The sequence below is a fragment of the Amycolatopsis sp. NPDC088138 genome (assembly GCF_044741685.1).
Taxonomy (GTDB): domain Bacteria; phylum Actinomycetota; class Actinomycetes; order Mycobacteriales; family Pseudonocardiaceae; genus Amycolatopsis.
On the sequence record NZ_JBIUTB010000002.1, the window covers coordinates 1,079,815 to 1,094,143 of the forward strand.

A 14,329-nucleotide genomic window follows, 5' to 3' on the forward strand; every position below is an offset into this window, starting at 1 on the left:
TAATGAGCAGCGACGATAACCGCGCGGGGAACGGAAAGGAAGGGCCGTGGACGCACCGGGCAGGCGGCTGGCCCTTCCCGCCGTCTCCGCCGCGCTCGCGTTCGCCGTCTGCGCGCCCTTGCTCGGCCGCGGGTTCGTCCTGAGCTACGACATGGTGTTCGCGCCGCGGCTGTCCTTCGTGCCGGACGCCTTCGGGATCGGCGCCACGCTGCCGCGGTCGGTGCCGGCCGACACCGCCGTCGCGCTCGCGACCACCGTGCTGCCTGGTGACATCGTCCAGAAAATCGTGCTGCTGCTGGCGATCTTCTTCGCCGCGTACGGCGCGGGCAAGCTCGTCCCGACCGAGCACACCGGCACCCGGCTGGTCGCCGCGACCGCGTACGCCTGGACGCCGTACCTCGCGGAACGGCTGTTCATCGGCCACTGGCCGCTCCTGCTGACGTACGCGAGCCTGCCGTGGATCGTCGCGGCCGGGCTCGCCGCCCGCGAGCACGAACCGAAAGCGCTCCTGCGGCTCGTGCTCGCCTGCGCGCCCGCGGTGCTGACGCCGCCGGGCGGGGTGCTCGCCGCCGCGGTCGCGGTCGTGGCCGCCGGGTCCCGCCGGATCCCGGCGACGCTGGGCATCTCCGTACTGCTCAACCTGCCGTGGCTCGTCCCGACGTTCCTCAACGCCGGCGGCACCTACTCCGACCCGGCCGGCGTCTCGGCGTTCAGCGCCCGCGCCGAAAGCTGGGGCCCCGCGCTGCTCAGCGTCCTCGGCCTCGGCGGGATCTGGAACTCCGAGACCGTGCCCGGCAGCCGCGCGATGCCGCTGATCCCGGTGCTCGTGCTCGTCACCGTCGCGATCGCGCTGGCCGGCCTGAAACCGCTCGCCGCGCGCTGGGGCACACCGCCGGTCCGCGCGCTCTTCCTCCTCGGCGTCGCGGGGGTCCTGCTGGCGTCGCTGGCGACGCTCCCGTTCGGCGAAACACTGCTGGACGTGGCGACGCGGCACCTCCCCGGCGCCGGACTGCTGCGTGACGCGCAGAAGTGGGTGGCCTGGTGGGCGTTGCCGCTCGCGATGGGCTTCGCGCTCGCGATCGAAGCCGCGGCCGCGAAACTGCGGACGCAACCGGGACGCGCGGGGCTCGTCGCGGCGGCGGCGCTCTTCCCGATCCTCACCATGCCGGATCTGGCGTGGGGCGGCTGGGGCCGGCTCGCCACCGCGCAGTACCCGGACGACTGGCGCGCGGTGTCCGAAGTGCTCGGTGCCGACGATCGTCCCGGTGACGTCCTGGCGCTGCCGCTCTCGGCGTTCCGCGGCTTCGCGTGGAACGGCGATCGCACGCAGCTGGACCCGGCGCCGCGCGCGCTCCCGAAACCCGTGCTGACGGACGACACCCTGCAGGTCGGCACCGAGCGGATCGCCGGCGAGGACCCGCGGATCGGCGACGTCCGCGCCGCGACGTCCGCCCAGGAGCTCACCGGCGCCGGGATCGGCTGGATCCTCGTCGAGCACGGGACTCCCGGCGACGTCGACCCGCGGCTGCTCGCCGGCGCGACGCAGGTGTGGTCGGGGGAATGGCTGACGCTGTACCGGACCCCGGGTGAGGCACCGGTGAAAGCCGTTGCGTGGGCCTCGGCCTTGGCGGCGGACAGCGTAGTGCTCACGTCGCTCTGCGTCGCACTGTTGTGCCGCATGTTACCGATGCGTACATTGGGCCGCGGCAGGATTTTCCCGCCGCGGAAGAAGGAGTGACACGTGGGCACGCTCATCGGCGTGGTGGCCGCCGTCATCATCGGAGGCGGGTTGGCGACGGGCGCGGGCTTCGCGTTGATCGAAAGCGGTGACCCCGACAGCACCGCCGCGGTCCAGCAGCAGCTCAACCAGCAGGTGAAGTACAACCCCGCGGACCACCCGGCCAAGTTGTACGGGAACCGCTGACGCGCATGACGCAGTTCGCCTCCGATCACGCCCACCGCGTGGTCGGGCTCTACGGCGACCCCACCGTCTCCTGGAGCATCCTCCTGGAGGCGGATCTCTTCTCGGCCCCGGAACCGGAAAAACTCCGCGCGCGGCTCGCGGCCGCCCTCCCGCGGTACCCGCACCTCGGCCCCGCGCCGGCCGTCGAACAGGCCCGAGGCGCCGAGTTTTCCGAGGTACGCGCGCGGTTCGCCGCCGAACCCTACGACCGGGGCGCGCCTTTGGTGCGCGTCGCCGTCCGCACCGATCAGCCGGCGTTGCTCGTCGCCGCCCACCACGGCGCGCTCGACGGCCTCGGCCTGCTCGCGCTGCTCGGGTTCCTCCTCGACGTCCCGGTTTCCTCCGCGGCACGCGGGATCGGGGAGCGCACCGGCGGCGGGAAGCCGTTCCTCGTTTCGGCCGTCCAGCGGCTCGCCGAGGCGCTTTTCGCGCCGCCGGGCCGGATCGTGCCCGATCGGGACGCCGAGCGCGCGGGTGACGTCTTCGAGGCCCGGCGGATGCCCCGGCTGCGGCTGAGCGCCGCGGGGTTCGTCGCGGCCGCCACCCACGCGACCGGACGCTGGAACCGCGCGCACGGCGCCCGCACGGCCCGGGTCGTGGCCGCGCTGGGGGCGTCGTGGCGCCCCGGTGCCGCATCGGAACCCGTGCACGACAGCGCGTTCTTCCGGCTGCGGCTGCCGTCCGATCCGGACTCCGCCGGGGTCGCGGACGTCCTGCGCGCGCAGCCGCCCGAGCCCGACTTCCCCGCGCGCAGCAGCAGGATCGCCCGGCTGGGCACCCGGTTGCTCGCGAGCCGGCTCGGCTCGACGTTCCTGGTGTCGAACCTCGGTGTGGTGTCCACCGGGGACACCGTCCGCTCGATCGCCTTCTACCCGGCGGCGAGCGGCCGCTCAGGCGTGGCGTTCGGCGCGGCGACCACGGGGGACACCACCACGGTGACCGTGCGGGCCCGCCGCAAGGACTTCGGCGCGGCGGCCGCCGGACGGCTGGCCGAGCAGTTCCGGGACGCGGTGCGGGACCAGGCCGGGGCGGCTCAGGACCCGGGGCCGCGGCGCCGGGACGCCGGCGACGTCCCGGACCAGTGACGCGAACTCGCCGACACTCCGGTCCCAGCTGTAGTTCCCGGCCCGTGCGGCCCCGGCCAGGCCCATCTCGGTGCGGCGCAGCCCGTCGGCGAGCAGCCCGTCGACCCGGTTCGTGAAGTCCTCGAAGTCGTCGGCCAGCAGGCCGGTCCGGCCGTCCACGATGGACTCGGCGACCCCGCCGGCGGCGCGGTAGGCGACCGAGGGCACGCCGTGCGCGGCCGCCTCCATGATGACGATGCCCCAGCCCTCCTTGACCGACGGGCACAGGTGCAGCCACGAGCGCGCCAGGATCTCGTGCTTGGCCTGCTCGTCGACCCAGCCGTGCAGGGTGACGCGGTCCGCGACGCCGCGCTCGGCCGCGTGCGCCCGCAGCACCTCGTCCCACGGGCCCTGGCCGACGACCTCCAGCCGCAGCTCGGGCCAGCGCCGCGCGAGCCGCGCGACGACGTCGATGGCGTGCTCGATCCGCTTGTGCGGCACCAGCCTGCTCACCGCGACCAGCGTGGGCGCACTGTCCCGTTCGGACGCCACCGGCGGCGGCGCGTCGAGTCCGTTCGCGACGACCGCGACACGCTCGCGGCCGACGCCCAGCTCGGCCAGCTCAGCCTTGGTGACCTCGGAAACCGTGACGTAGCGGCACTTGCGGAACAGCCACGGCGCCAGCCGCGACTCGATCCACCAGCCGACCCGGCCCAGCGTCTCGCCCAGCGCGCTGATCCACTGTTCCTTGTGGACGTGGTGCACGAGCACCAGCACCGGGCAGCCGGCCACCAGCCGGGCGAAGAACGGCATCCCGTTCTGCACGTCGACCACCAGGTCCGCGCGCGCCCGCCGGATCGCCCGCAGCGCGTGGACGTAGACACCGAACTTGTTGCCGCGGCGCCGGTAGCGGACGCCGTCACGCCATTCGCCCGCGGTCGCGCCCGGGTAGGCCGCGCACTGGATCTCGACCCGGTAGCCCGCTTTCGCGAGTCCTTCGGCCATCCGCTCGACGTACCGCTCGGACCCGCCGCCCTCGGGGTGGCCGGTGTCGCGCCAGTTGACCAGCAGCACACGAGGACGATCCATCGGGTTATCCAAACTGTAGCGACGATGCTAGGTTACCGGTGCGTACACGGTATGCGTACACAGTAGATGAACGTATTTCGGAAAGCGATGGTTCAATGGCAGTGAATCCGGTCGTCGCCCCGAACGCCGAGCCGCACCGCGCCACGCTCCGCCGTTCCGTGACGCTCTTCCGCACTTTCCTGACCGAGCAGACCGACCCGGACGGCTTTTACTCGGCACTGGCCGCCGACTCCGTCCGGCAACTGGCGGCGCACACTCCGCTGTCCGGGCGAACGATCCTCGACGTCGGCGGCGGTCCGGGGTATTTCTCGGACGCCTTCCGCGCGGCCGGCGCGTCCTACCTCGGGGTCGACCCGGACGTCGGCGAGCTGTCCGCGCGCGGCGAGCCGGGGGAGAACATGATCCGCGCGAGCGGCACGGAACTGCCGGTGCGCAGCGGATCCGTGGACGTCTGCTACTCGTCGAACGTGCTGGAGCACGTGGCGGAGCCGTGGGTAATGCTGGACGAGATGTGCCGGGTCACCAAGCCCGGCGGCACCGTCTTCGCGTCGTTCACGCCGTGGTATTCCCCGTGGGGCGGTCACGAGACCGCACCGTGGCATTTCCTGGGTGGTTACTACGCGCGTCAGCGGTATTTCCGGAAGCTCGGGAAGCAGCCGAAGAACAAATTCGGTGAAAGCCTGTTCCCGGTTTCGGTCGGGGCCGCGCTGCACTGGGCGAAAACGACACCGCTGGCCGAGCTGGTGGCCGGGTACCCGCGTTATCACCCGAGCTGGGCGATGTGGATCGTGCGGGTCCCGGCCCTGCGTGAACTGGCTTCCTGGAATCTGGTGCTGGTCCTGCGGCGCCGCTGAGTCAGCGGCCGGCGCCGACCGGTTCCCGCCGCCGCGGCGGGACCGGCGGCTCGGCCCGGCGCCGCCGGGCCAGCAGCACGATCGAGGCGATGATCAGCACGCCGCCACCGATGCCGAACCAGAGCGGGCCGGTGCTGGACAGCAGTTCCAGCTTGCCCTTGTTCGCGTTCACCTGGTCCGCCATCTTCGCGACGGTTTCCGGGCTGTAGGCCAGGGTCCCGTCGAACACCACGGTCGACGTGCCGCTGGTCCCGACGCGCAGCTCCTGGTGCTGCTGTTGCTGCTGCTTGACCTCGATCCCGGTGACCGGCTCCACCCACAGCGTGTTCACGCCGCGGTAGTAGAGGTCGGCCTTGACCGTCGGATCGGTGGAGCCGACCAGCGAGCCCGGGACGTCCTTCGAGCCCAGCTTGGTGTCCGGGATGTTCTGGACGAACTTGTAGGCCTCGATCCCGTCCACGGTCTCGGTGCCGGAGTACTTGGCCGTGACGGCCGCGCCGGTGTTGTCGTCGTAGACCTTGTAGTCCTGCTGCTCGGTACCGAACGGGAACTTGAAGTTCAGGCCGGGCTGCGCCTTGAGCTCGTTCGTCTCCGGCGGCTTGTCGCCTTCCTTGGCGGCCTTGTCCTGCAGCTCGGTCACGTAGCTGCTCTTGATGTCGCACTTCGGGTCGGTTTCGCCGTGGGGCTCGTACCCCTCACCGGTGCGGCGGTCGAAGCAGACCTGGCGCTTGCTCGCGCTGAGCACGGTGCCGTCGGCCTTGTCGGTGACCTGCACGGCCAGCAGCCAGACCGCGTAGTCGGTGTCCTCACGCATTTCCGGTGCCGCGAAGTTCGCCTGCACGTGGGCGGTCGCGACCAGGTCAGCGTCCTTGCGGATCTCCGAAACCGGGCCATCACCCTTGTCCGTCACGGCGAGCACCTGGCTCGCGGTGCCCTCGAGGATCGACGTCGAGTCCTGGTCGAGTGGCACCTTGGCGAGCTTGGGGTAGACGTAGGCCGGGAGGAGCACCGCTCCGGCGACCGCGAAGACCCCCAGTGCCAGCAAGATCAGGCCGAAAGCGCGTCGCAACGGTCCTCCTGGTTTCACGCAAATTACCGGGCGGTAATCAGGTGCCCGGATAGTGGCCCGCGCCACGCCGGGCGTCAAAGTGTGACTCGCGGTCACAGACACCGCGTACGGCCGGAAGGCGGCATGTACGCCGCCGTTCGCACCAAACGACCAAACATGTTTGTTCCCGGGCACAACGGGCGTGGGCCCACCATCGGACGATCCTCACTCCGCCGCGCGGGACAGCAAGGAGAACCCCTCTTTTGGCGCAGGATCCTTCGGCGGTCGCGATCGCGGCCACCGCACGCTGGCGGGCCAGGATCGTGGCGGCGGCCGCGAGCGTGGGAGTCAGCCTCTCGGACCCCTCGGCGGGCATCCCCGGCATCCGCACGCTCGTCTGCGGCCGCGGCGACCTCGCCCGGTTCGTGCCCCGCCTCGGCCACGACGGCGAACCGCCCACCCCGGCGATCGGCGCGCACTCCGACTCGATCGCCGACCGCGAGCTGCGCGACGCCGTGGCCGACGTCGCCGCCCTGCTTTCGTTGCACGGCAACGTGGTACTCGACCTCGACGCCGGTTTCCGACGGCGCCGGGTACCCCGGCCGGACGTGGTCGTCTCGGCCGGTGCGGACCGTCCCCAGTGGACGGAGCCGGCGGTGACGCTCCCGGTGGGCACGGACCGGCGCGGGGGTCCGCTCACGGTGGCGCTCACCGCCGGTCCCGGCTTCGAGGGCACGCTGCTGGAACTGGCGAGGCTGGTGGAGGTGGACGCGGCTTAGCCCGGCTTCGCGATGTCCGGGACGCCTCGCCGGAACTTCACGTCGGCCAAGGCGGGCGGGCTGGAGAAGCGCGTCCCCTCGAAGCCGGCCTCCTCGGCGAAGTCGGCTTCCTCGAAATCGGCGGCTCCGGCGAACGAGGCTCGGCCGAAATCGGCGTGTTCGCTGAAGGTGGCCAGGGTGAACACGGCATCCTCGGCGAAGGCGCTTTCCCTGAAGACCGCCGCGCCGGTGAAGTTCGCGCCGGTGAACCGGGCTTCCTTCGAGAAGCGCGTTTTGCCGAACCACGCCGTGCTGCCGACGACCACGTTGGGAAACCGGGCGCCGGCGGTGAACGTCGCGTCGTCGAACGTCGCGCTGCGGGCGAAGTTCGCGTAGTCGAACCAGGCGTCGCCGACGAAGGTGGCGCCGGTGAAGTTGCCGGTGCGGAAGTGGCAGCCGAGCAGGGAGAAGTCGATCAGCGTGGCGCCGCCGAGGTCCAGGTCGATGTCAGGCCAGAACGTGGGGTCGTTCCGCCGGGGGCCGCGGCCGGGGTTGAGGTTGTACTCCAGGATCCGCTGCACGGTCAGCCGCACTTCGCGTTCCTGCCGCGCCTCCCCGCCCGGCCGCGAGGCGGGCCGCAAACCCGGCCGTCGGCCCGGCGCCAGCGGGCGCCGCACCGGATTCTTCGTCGGCGCCGGTTCGTCGTAGGGCATCCGCAGGTACGCGCAGAGCACGTTGACCACCGTCTGCCGCTGGGCCGGGTTGTCCTGGGCCACGCGCTCCAGCGCGTAACAACCGCCGTGGCGGATCGCGGCCTTGTCGGATCCCAGCTGCTCCACCGCCTTGAGGTACAGCTCGGTGAGTCGCCGCTCGGTGGCGTCGTGCTCGGTGGTCCACTGCCGGCGTCCGGTGAGCACCAGCGCGACGATGCCGCCGGTGCCGGCGCCCACCGTCAGGCCCGTCTTGATCAGCTCGATCCGGTTCGCGGGGGTGTCCGCGTCGACGAACACCAGCAGCAGCGTGACCGCGGCCGCGGCGATCACCGCCACCGGCACCACGATGACGAGGATCCGCCACCACCACGTCGCACCGCGCCGGCGCCACCCCTCGTTCCTGAGCACCTTCACCGGCGCAGTGTCTCAGTCCACGATGGCCGTCGCGCGGATCTCGACCCGCATGCCCGGGGCGCCCAGCGCCGCGACGCCGAGCTGCGTCCAGATCGGCGCCCGGTCGCCCATGCGCTTGCGGAACTGCTCGACCATCACGTTCGTGTGGTCGTCGCCGATGGTGTCGGGGGCCGTGGGGATGTGGAACGAATCCACCGCGACGACGTCGGCCCAGCTCGCGCCCGCCGTGGCGAGCGTGCGCTCGACGTTCTCGAAGGCCTGGACGATCTCCTCTTCGAGGGACTCGGGGAAGACCGTGTTGTCGTCCCAGCCGCCCTGGCCGGAGATCTCGACGCGGTCGCCGATCCGGACCGCCTGGGTGTAGTGCAGGGCGTCCAGGTGCTTGGGGCCGTAGCCGGGGGTGACGAAGAACTCGGGCATGACGTTCCCTTCGATTGACTTCACGCTTGAAGTAAACGTATCAGACTTCAAGCGTGAAGTCATCCGCGGCTGGGTAGAGTTCCCGCATGGCTTCCGACGAGGACGAGCCGCGCTGGCTGACGCCGTCCGAAAAGGACGCTTGGACCGGCCTGATCTCGCTCGCCCTGCTGCTGCCGGGCAAGCTGGAGGCGCCGCTGCAGCAGGAGGCCGGCGTCACGCTCTTCGAATACCTGACGCTGAGCCAGATGTCGGAGGCGCCGGGACGCCGGCTGCGGATGAGCGAGCTGGCCTACCTGGCCAACGGTTCGCTCTCGCGACTGTCCAACGTGGTCAAGCGGTTCGAGCAGCGGGGCTGGGTGGAGCGCTCGCCCGACCCCGACGACGGCCGCTACACCCTGGCCGCGCTCACCGATGCCGGCTACGAGGTGGTCGTCGCCGCGGCGCCGACGCACGTGCGGGCCGTGCGGCAGCTTGTGCTCGACCCGCTCTCCGCGGCCGATCAGCAGGCGCTGGCCCGGATCGCCGAGAAGCTGCGGGTGCGGCCGGTCGACCTGGCCTAGAGCGATCCTTCGAGCAGTGCCGGGTCGGCCGGGGCCGGGCAGTTCGGCCGCGAGGGCAACCCGGATGGCCCTCCGAGCGTAAGCCCGGCAAAGAAACCCGGGGGGTCGCCGTGGATGTGCCGCCGAACGTTCTGCTGCCGGGTGAGCGGCTGCTGTGGTCAGGGCGGCCACAGCGTCTCATCCTTGCCCGGTTCGACTGGTACCAGTTCGCATTCGGCCTGCTCTGGGGGATCGTGACCATCGTGGTCCCGGTGGCCAGGCACCAGCCGCTGTCGTTCTTCGCATGGGCTGTCGGGATGAGCGGTGTCGCGTTCGTCTGGGTGCCGGTCGCCATCAGGTTGCGAGGGCGGCGCGGTGTCGAGTACTTCGTGACCGACCGGCGGATCGTGCTGGCCGATCGCTTCTCGGGAAGGACGCGCGCATCGGCGTATCTCGGCACGCTGCCGCCGCCGGTCGCCCGGATCCGGCGGGACGGCAGCGGAACCATCGTCTTCGGCGGGTTCTCGCGCGGCCCCTTGACGTTCGTTCCTTCGTCGGGGCCCCTGGTGTTGACGGGACTGGTCGCCGTGCCGGAGGCCGGGCGTGTCCGGGACCTGATCGCGTGGGCACAGGCCGGGCAGGCGTCCTAGTCGTCGACCCACTCCAGCAGGTCGCCGGGCTGGCACTCGAGGACCCGGCACATGGCTTCCAGGGTGCTGAACCGCACGGCCTTGGCGCGGCCGTTCTTCAGGACGGCGACGTTGGCCGGTGTCAGCCCGACCTTCTCGGCGAACTCCCCGACACTCAGCTTGCGCTTGGCCAGTTCGACGTCGATGCGCACGACGATCGCCATCAGATGACCGCTTCCATGTCGGTGCGCAGCGTGGTGGCCTGGCGCAGCAGGGCGCGCATGACGACCATCAGCAGGCCGATCACGGTGATCCCGACGGTCACCAGGAACAGCAGCATCGGCATCCCCGGGTCGTCCGCGTTGAAGCCGACGAAGATCAGCATGCCGACGAAGACCAGCCACGCGGCGGCCACGGACCAGACGATCGCGTCGACCCACTTCAGGGCCGCGATGGTGAAGATCCGGTCCTTCTTGACCAGCGTCAGCAGCTTCCACGTCGCGACGACGACGACCTCGACGCACAGCACCAGGAACACCGCGATCGCGGTCAGCGGCCACCGCAGCGGCGCGTCGTGCGGGTTCTGCGACGTCGTGTACGCGATCCCGCCGGGTAGCGAGAGCGTCTGGAACACGACCAGGACGACGAAGAGCACGACGAGGAACACCCGGAGCGCGGCAACGGCGCGTCTTTCGGAGAGCATGCGACGACTATCGCCGGTTATCTATCGAAAGTCAATCGGTAGCTGTCGATCTACGATGGTTCTGGATCAAGCCGGACCGACTCGAGGGCGACGTACAGCTCACCGATGTCGACCGGGTCGGTCAGGTCGCGCTTGGTGAGGTCCTGCACGCGGCGCAGGCGGTAGCGGACGGTGTTGGGGTGCACGAACAGCCGGTCCGCGGCCTCCTTCGCCGAGCCGTGGCCGGTGAACCACGCGAGCAGCGTGTCGAGCAGGACCTTGCGCTCGGCGCCCGGCAGCGTCAGCACGCCCGACAGCGCGGAACGCACGACATCGCGGGCCATTCCCGGCGCGGCCGCGACCAAGGTGGTCACCGGCGAGTCGCCGAACACCACCACCCCGGCGGTCGCCGACGGCAGCGAGCGGCGGGCGATCCTTGCGCGGTGCAGCGCGTCCGGGACGTCCGGGAACCCGGCGAACGGCCGGCTCAGCCCGGCCGCGACCGGCAGCGAGCCCAGCACTTCCCGCAGCCGCCGGAGGTCCTCGATCCGGTCGATCGCGACCAGGCCCGCTTCGCCGCCGGGCCGCCACGCCGAGCGCCAGCGGCGCGCGCGCATCAGGGCTTCGACCGTGTCCTGCCCGTCCCGCTCGACGCGCTCGGTGACGACGGCGACGAACATGCCCGCCGTCGGCAGTCCCAGCTCCCGCGCCGCGGCCTCCATCTCGGGCTGGCCCGCGAGCCGGCCGCGCAGCAGGTCGTCCAGCCGCTGGACGTTCGCGTGCGACGGCTCGGCCGCGACCTGGTCGTACGCCGTGGTCAGCGCGTCCGAGTAGAGGTCGATCGCCTTCCAGACGTAGGAGTTGATCTCGATCGTCCGGGTGGAGTTGAGGAACTCGGGGCCGGCCAGCTCCAGCAGTGCCTCGTAGACGAACGTGCCGCCGATCCGGAACGCGCGCAGCACGGCCGGCAGCGGGATCCCTTGGCGCGCTTGGACGAGCCCGGTCTTGCGGGCCGCGTCGAGGGCCAGGCCGCGGCCTTCGGCCAGCGCGGTCAGGGCGCGTTCGAGGTTGGCGTGGCAGACCTGCCGCAGCTCGTCCGGCGCGACGTGCTCGACCTGCCGGTAGAACTCGTCCTCTTCGCTGAGCAACCGGGCCAGGCGATCGGCGAACTCCGGCAGCCTGCCCAGCATCTCGCGCACCAGCTCACGGTGTTCGCGAGGTACCGGCCTGGCCAGAGCTTCGATGCCCATCCCTCACTTTAGCTCGGGTTCCGGCGGCCTGGATACGCACGAACTTGAGCAAAATTCATATCCGTCGGGTGATCTTCCCGGTGAGGGGTTGACGCCACGACTGACTCACGAAACCCGGCGCGCGACGAGGTAGAGCTGCTCCTCCGGCCGTACGTCGGGGTGGTCCGAGGTGTAGAGAACCTGTTCCCGGTAGACGACTTCCAGGCCGGCCGCCTCGAGCCGCGCCACGAACGCCTCCGGCGGGTAGCTGCTGGCCCGGATGGGGTGGCCCAGGAAGCTGAACTCGATGCCGTCCACGTCCGCGGCGACCGTGCCGAGCACGAAGTACCCACCCGGCGTGAGCCACCCGGCCGCCTGCACCAGCACCGCGTCGAGCTCGGCGCGGGTCATCTGCAGCAGGGAGAAGAACGCCGCGACCAGGTCGCGGCTCCCGGCCGGGAGGGTCAGCGTGCGGAGGTCGGCCTGCTCGAACCGCGCGGCCGGCACCTGGTCGCGGGCGATCCCGACCATCTTCGCCGACACGTCGTACCCGGTGACCTCGTGCCCGGCGCCCGCGAGGGTCTCCGCGACCGGTCGTCCGGTGCCCGAACCGAGGTCCGCCACCGTGGCGCGCTCGGGCAGCCGTTCGAGCAGCCAGGCGAGCACGGCCTGCTGGCCGGGCTGGTCGGGGAAGGCGGTTTCGTAGTCCTTGCCGAGCGCGTCGAAGACTTCGGCGGCGGATTCGGGGCGAGTCATGGACCCACCTTGCCAGACGTCCGATTGCGCAACTTCTGTATTGATACCTGCAAGTACCGAGTAAGTTCGGGCAAAATCGTGGCAACACCTTGTGGTGAAGGCGAAGCGCGACCTACTCTTCCGGGCACTCTTCAGGGCACCCGAGCGAAACGAGGTCCGCGATGGCGCGACGCACCTTCGGAGCCGTGCTGGTCGCGGTCCTCACCCTGCTTTCCGTGGCCGCTCCGGCGTCGGCCGCCACCGACCGGCCCGTGGTGACGCGGGCCGCGCTCGATCCCGCGCTGGTCGCCGGGCGCGGCGCCACCGTCGGCTTCGCCGAGCAGGAGGCGGAGAACGCCCGCACCGACGGCACCGTGATCGGCCCGGACCGCTCGGCCTACACGCTGCCCGCCGAGGCGTCCGGCCGTCGCGCGGTGAAACTCGCGCCCGGGCAGCACGTCGAGTTCACGCTGCCCGCCGCGGCCAACGCCATCACCGTCCGCTACAGCATTCCGGACGCGCCCCACGGCGGCGGGATCACCGCACCGCTGGACGTCGCCGTCAACGGCGGCCACCGGCAATCGATGACGCTGACCTCGCAGTACGCGTGGCTGTACAACCAGTACCCGTTCACGAACGACCCGGACGCGGACCTGCTGCACCCGGACTGGTGGATCACCGAGTGCGCGTGCGTGCCCGCGGCGACCACCCCGACGCCGGTCGTCACGAAACCCTTCCGTCCCAACCACTTCTACGACGAGCAGCGGCTGCTGCTCGGCAAGACCTACCGCGCGGGCGACAAGGTCCGGCTGACCGTCCCGGCCGGGACGCCCGCCGCGTGGACCGTCGTCGACCTGCTCGACTCCGAGCTCGTCGCGCCGCCCCGCGTCGACCTCGTCGCGGCGAACGTCCTGCTCTTCGGCGCCGACCCGACCGGCAGGCGTGACTCGGCCGACGCGATCGACCGCGCGATCGCCTTCGCTCGCCGGGCTCATCTCAAGGTCTACCTGCCGCCCGGCACGTACCAGGTCAACCGGCACATCATCGTCGACGGCGTGACGATCGAGGGCGCCGGCAACTGGTACACGATCGTCAAGGGCCACGAGGTCAAGCTGGACACCCCGGCGCCGGACGGCTCGGTGCACACCGGTGTCGGGTTCTACGGCAAGGACGCGGCCGCCGGCGGCAGCCACGACGTCCACCTCTCCGGCTTCGCGATCGAGGGTGACGTCCGCGAACGGATCGACACCGACCAGGTCAACGCCATCGGCGGCGCGCTCAGCGACTCCACTGTGGACGGTCTGTACCTGCACCACACCAAGGTCGGCCTGTGGTTCGACGGCCCGATGAAGAACACGCGCATCACGAACAACGTCATCGCCGACCAGATCGCCGACGGCCTGAACTTCCACACCGGCGTCACGGATTCCGTGGTGTCGAACAACTTCGTCCGCAACACCGGTGACGACGGCCTCGCGATGTGGTCGGAGAAGATCGAGAACGCGCGGAACACGTTCAGCCACAACACCGTCCAGACACCGGTGCTGGCCAACGGGATCGCGCTCTACGGCGGCACCGACACGACCGTCTCGGCCAACCTGGTCGCCGACCCGATCCGCGAGGGCAGCGCGATCCAGGTCGGCTCGCGCTTCGGCGCCGAGCCGTTCACCGGGTACGTGCGGATCACCGGCAACACGACCGTCCGGGCCGGGACCTACGAGCTGAACTGGCAGATCGGCCTCGGCGCGCTCTGGTTCTACGCGCTGGAGCGCAACATCGACGCCGACGTCCAGGTGACCGGCGACGCCTTCCTCGACAACACCTACAACGCGATCATGCTGGTCAGCGACTTCCCGGTGAAGGACCTGTACTCGATCAACGGGCTGAAGTTCGCGGACCTGCGCGTCGACGGCGCCGGGACGTCGGTGCTGAGCGCCCGCGCGGCCGGGTCGGCGTCGTTCCGCAACGTCGACGCCCGCAACGTCGGCGCGGTCGGCGTCAACAACTGCGGCTCGTTCAACTTCCCGCCGACGGGCTCGGAGTTCTCGCTGACCGACCTCGGCGGCAACGACGGCGGCTGGCTCGCTCCCTGGCTGCTGCCGAACACGATCACCTGCGACGACCGGCCGCCGGTCGTGGCGCCGCCCGCCCCCGCCACCTGGTGAGTGCCGCCCGGGGTCGTGAGTGGCAAT

15 protein-coding genes are annotated in these 14,329 nt (G+C 71.0%); 7 read left to right on the plus strand and 8 right to left on the minus strand.

The window, feature by feature from the left end; genetic code table 11:
* The first annotated feature begins 46 nt into the window (after positions 1-46).
* Both ACIOD2_RS12650 and ACIOD2_RS12655 read left to right on the plus strand, forming a co-directional pair.
* Positions 47-1,738, plus strand: a complete 1,692-nt coding sequence (locus ACIOD2_RS12650) for a hypothetical protein (RefSeq protein ID WP_400537121.1) — start codon at positions 47-49, stop codon at positions 1,736-1,738.
* Positions 1,739-1,741: 3 nt separating this feature from the next.
* Positions 1,742-1,924, plus strand: coding sequence for a hypothetical protein (locus ACIOD2_RS12655; protein ID WP_323322329.1), 183 nt, complete (start codon positions 1,742-1,744; stop codon positions 1,922-1,924).
* 929 nt (positions 1,925-2,853) lie between these two features.
* Here the strand turns inward: ACIOD2_RS12655 and ACIOD2_RS12660 are convergent.
* Complete coding sequence (locus ACIOD2_RS12660; RefSeq protein WP_400538016.1) at positions 2,854-4,101, minus strand: glycosyltransferase family 4 protein; 1,248 nt, start codon at positions 4,099-4,101, stop codon at positions 2,854-2,856.
* A gap of 173 nt (positions 4,102-4,274) precedes the next feature.
* Here ACIOD2_RS12660 and ACIOD2_RS12665 point away from each other — a divergent pair, with 173 nt between their 5' ends.
* Positions 4,275-4,970 carry a class I SAM-dependent methyltransferase gene (locus tag ACIOD2_RS12665; RefSeq protein ID WP_400538018.1) on the plus strand — a complete coding sequence of 232 codons (696 nt, stop codon included), beginning with the start codon at positions 4,275-4,277 and terminating at the stop codon, positions 4,968-4,970.
* 1 nt (position 4,971) lies between these two features.
* Here the strand turns inward: ACIOD2_RS12665 and ACIOD2_RS12670 are convergent, their stop codons facing one another.
* Positions 4,972-6,039 (minus strand): DUF3068 domain-containing protein, encoded by a 1,068-nt coding sequence (locus ACIOD2_RS12670; RefSeq protein ID WP_400537123.1) that lies wholly within the window; start codon positions 6,037-6,039, stop codon positions 4,972-4,974.
* A 242-nt stretch (positions 6,040-6,281) separates the two neighbouring features.
* Here ACIOD2_RS12670 and ACIOD2_RS12675 point away from each other — a divergent pair, with 242 nt between their 5' ends.
* Positions 6,282-6,797 (plus strand): hypothetical protein, encoded by a 516-nt coding sequence (locus ACIOD2_RS12675; RefSeq protein ID WP_400537125.1) that lies wholly within the window; start codon positions 6,282-6,284, stop codon positions 6,795-6,797.
* Here ACIOD2_RS12675 and ACIOD2_RS12680 read toward each other — a convergent pair.
* Both ACIOD2_RS12680 and ACIOD2_RS12685 read right to left on the minus strand, forming a co-directional pair.
* Positions 6,794-7,903 carry a pentapeptide repeat-containing protein gene (locus tag ACIOD2_RS12680; RefSeq protein WP_400537127.1) on the minus strand — a complete coding sequence of 370 codons (1,110 nt, stop codon included), beginning with the start codon at positions 7,901-7,903 and terminating at the stop codon, positions 6,794-6,796. The two genes, ACIOD2_RS12675 and ACIOD2_RS12680, sit on opposite strands and share 4 nt — an antisense overlap.
* A 12-nt stretch (positions 7,904-7,915) precedes the next feature.
* Positions 7,916-8,323, minus strand: a complete 408-nt coding sequence (locus ACIOD2_RS12685) for a RidA family protein (protein ID WP_400538020.1) — start codon at positions 8,321-8,323, stop codon at positions 7,916-7,918.
* Positions 8,324-8,409: 86 nt separating this feature from the next.
* Between ACIOD2_RS12685 and ACIOD2_RS12690 the strand changes: the two genes are divergently transcribed.
* Entirely contained in the window at positions 8,410-8,883 is a 474-nt protein-coding gene (locus tag ACIOD2_RS12690) for a MarR family winged helix-turn-helix transcriptional regulator (protein ID WP_400537129.1), read from the plus strand.
* A gap of 110 nt (positions 8,884-8,993) precedes the next feature.
* On the plus strand, positions 8,994-9,512 hold the full coding sequence (locus ACIOD2_RS12695; protein ID WP_400537131.1) for a hypothetical protein: 519 nt from the start codon (positions 8,994-8,996) through the stop codon (positions 9,510-9,512).
* Here ACIOD2_RS12695 and ACIOD2_RS12700 read toward each other — a convergent pair.
* The 4 genes from ACIOD2_RS12700 to ACIOD2_RS12715 form a co-directional block, all read right to left on the minus strand.
* Positions 9,509-9,715 carry a helix-turn-helix transcriptional regulator gene (locus tag ACIOD2_RS12700; RefSeq protein ID WP_247056639.1) on the minus strand — a complete coding sequence of 69 codons (207 nt, stop codon included), beginning with the start codon at positions 9,713-9,715 and terminating at the stop codon, positions 9,509-9,511. The two genes, ACIOD2_RS12695 and ACIOD2_RS12700, sit on opposite strands and share 4 nt — an antisense overlap.
* Positions 9,715-10,194, minus strand: coding sequence for a DUF2975 domain-containing protein (locus ACIOD2_RS12705; protein ID WP_400537133.1), 480 nt, complete (start codon positions 10,192-10,194; stop codon positions 9,715-9,717). The genes ACIOD2_RS12700 and ACIOD2_RS12705 overlap by 1 nt, the downstream gene beginning before the upstream one ends.
* 50 nt (positions 10,195-10,244) lie before the next feature.
* Positions 10,245-11,423 (minus strand): PucR family transcriptional regulator, encoded by a 1,179-nt coding sequence (locus ACIOD2_RS12710; protein WP_400537135.1) that lies wholly within the window; start codon positions 11,421-11,423, stop codon positions 10,245-10,247.
* A gap of 105 nt (positions 11,424-11,528) precedes the next feature.
* On the minus strand, positions 11,529-12,158 hold the full coding sequence (locus ACIOD2_RS12715) for a class I SAM-dependent DNA methyltransferase (protein WP_400537137.1): 630 nt from the start codon (positions 12,156-12,158) through the stop codon (positions 11,529-11,531).
* Between the two features lie 161 nt (positions 12,159-12,319).
* On the opposite strand from ACIOD2_RS12715, the gene ACIOD2_RS12720 reads away from it, so the two are divergent.
* Entirely contained in the window at positions 12,320-14,302 is a 1,983-nt protein-coding gene (locus ACIOD2_RS12720; RefSeq protein ID WP_400537139.1) for a glycosyl hydrolase family 28-related protein, read from the plus strand.
* Positions 14,303-14,329: the final 27 nt, after the last annotated feature.